Annotated in this window: 1 tRNA gene and 2 rRNA genes (1 of these 3 cut by a window edge); all 3 read right to left on the reverse strand. The window is 58.6% G+C overall.

Features of this window, described 5'->3' with window-relative positions:
* Nucleotides 1-81 precede the first annotated feature (81 nt).
* Nucleotides 82-158: transfer RNA gene (locus tag GWK16_RS24830), tRNA-Met, on the reverse strand.
* A 33-nt stretch (nt 159-191) separates the two neighbouring features.
* Nucleotides 192-306, reverse strand: a 5S ribosomal RNA gene (gene rrf, locus GWK16_RS24835).
* A gap of 109 nt (nt 307-415) precedes the next feature.
* Nucleotides 416-2500, reverse strand: a 23S ribosomal RNA gene (locus tag GWK16_RS24840) (it continues 653 nt past the right edge of the window).

A 2500-nucleotide genomic window follows, 5' to 3' on the forward strand; every position in this document is an offset into this window, starting at 1 on the left:
GTGGTGAGGGCGGCCCTCGGACATCAAAAAGCCCACTGGCGGCTGCCAATGGGCTTGATGTGTTCTTGGGTACGCGATCGTTGGATGCGGGGACAGGATTTGAACCTGTGACCTTCAGGTTATGAGCCTGACGAGCTACCGGGCTGCTCCACCCCGCGTGGGTGAGGAAGTCCAGAGGATCCGGCCTGGTGGCCTGGCGGCGACCGACTCTCCCGCGCCTTAAGACGCAGTACCATGGGCGCTGGGGTGTTTCACGGCCGTGTTCGGGATGGGAACGGGTGTAGCAACCCCGCGATGGCCACCAGGCCACCGGGCCGGATCCTCTGGATGATGGTGTGATGATCTGAGTTGTGTGTGTGCGTGGTTTGGCGCTGTGCGCGGTGGATGGTTGCCCATCCATGCGGTGGTGTAGGGGATATGGAGTTCTATCGGGTGATTAGGACCGCTCGGCTGCACTCCTTACGGAGCTTCCACCTGCGGCCTATCGACGTGGTGGTCTTCCACGACCCTTAGGGAGACCTCGTCTTGAGGCTGGTTTCCCGCTTAGATGCCTTCAGCGGTTATCCATTCCGCACTTGGCTACCCGGCGATGCGGCTGGCGCCACAACCGGTGCACCAGAGGTGCGTCCTTCCCGGTCCTCTCGTACTAGGGAAAGATCCTCTCAAGTCTCCAACACCCACGGCAGATAGGGACCGAACTGTCTCACGACGTTCTAAACCCAGCTCACGTACCGCTTTAATCGGCGAACAGCCGAACCCTTGGGACCTGCTCCAGCCCCGGGATGCGATGAGCCGACATCGAGGTGCCAAACCTCCCCGTCGATGTGGACTCTTGGGGGAGATCAGCCTGTTATCCCTAGAGTACCTTTTATCCGTTGAGCGATGGCCCTTCCACGCGGGACCACCGGATCACTAAGGCCGACTTTCGTCCCTGCTCGTGCTGTCGCACTCGCAGTCAGGCGGGCTTGTGCCTTTGCACTCAACAGCCGATGTCCGACCGGCTTGAGCCCACCATCGCGCGCCTCCGTTACCTTTTGGGAGGCGACCGCCCCAGTCAAACTGCCCACCAGGCAGGGTCCCGACCCCGGGTGACGGGGTTCGGTTAGACGCCAGAAAGGCGCAGGGTGGTATTTCAAGGTTGGCTCCACCAAGGCTGGCGCCCCGGCTTCAAAGCCTCCCACCTATCCTACACAGCCCCTTCCTGGCGCCACTGCCAAGTTGCAGTAAAGGTTCATAGGGTCTTTCCGTCTGACCGCGGGTACCCCGCATCTTCACGGGGAATTCAATTTCGCTGAGCCCATGCTGGAGACAGTGGGGAGGTCGTTACGCCATTCGTGCAGGTCGGAACTTACCCGACAAGGAATTTCGCTACCTTAGGACCGTTATAGTTACGGCCGCCGTTTACCGGGGCTTCAGTTCGGAGCTTGCACTCCTCCCTTTAACCTTCCGGCACCGGGCAGGCGTCAGACCCTATACGTCATCTCTCGATTTCGCAGAGCCCTGTGTTTTTACTAAACAGTCGCCACCCCCTGGTCTGTGCCACCCACCCATGGTTGCCCACAGATGGGTCCCGCTTATCGCTAACTTACGCGGGCAATTTGCCTAGTTCCTTCAGCATGGTTCTCTCAAGCGCCTTGGAATACTCATCCAGTCCACCTGTGTCGGTTTCGGGTACGGTCCATATGCCAGAGCTATTTCCCGGACCAATCCAACTGCCAGACCAATCCGATAAGGACTGACAGAACTTCATGGCCGTCACTTCTGGCGGGCCCAGGAATATTCACCTGGTTCCCATCGGCTACGGCTTTCGCCCTCGCCTTAGGGGCCGGCTCACCCTGCGCGGATTAACCTTGCGCAGGAACCCTTGGACTTTCGGCGAGAGAGTTTCTCACTCTCTTTGTCGCTACTCATGTCCGCATTCGCACTTCCCATACCTCCACGGCCCGTCACCGGTACCGCTTCACTGGCCTAGGGAACGCTCCGCTACCGCGTGTATTGCTACACACCCACAGCTTCGGCAGATGGCTTGAGCCCCGGTACATTTTCGCCGCAAGACAGCTTGTTTAGACCAGTGAGCTATTACGCTTTCTTTAAAGGATGGCTGCTTCTAAGCCAACCTCCTGGTTGTTTTGGCCGTCTCACATGCTTTCCCACTTAGCCATCATTTGGGGGCCTTAGCTGGTGGTCTGGGTTGTTTCCCTCTCGACAATGGACCTTAGCACCCACTGTCTGTCTGCCCGCCTGCACTCATCGGCATTCGGAGTTCGGTAGGGTTTGGTAGGGCTTTGGGCCCCCCTAGCCCTTCCGGTGCTCTACCTCCGACGGTGATCGACGGACGATCTACCTCAATAGATTTCGCGGAGAACCAGCTATTTCCTGGTTTGATTGGCCTTTCACCCCTAACCACAGATCATCCCCGACTTTTTCAACAGGCGTGGGTTCGGTCCTCCAGTGGGTGTTACCCCACCTTCAACCTGTCCATGGCTAGATCACCAGGTTT

This window comes from Neoroseomonas marina, from assembly GCF_012927745.1.
Lineage (GTDB): Bacteria > Pseudomonadota > Alphaproteobacteria > Acetobacterales > Acetobacteraceae > Neoroseomonas > Neoroseomonas marina.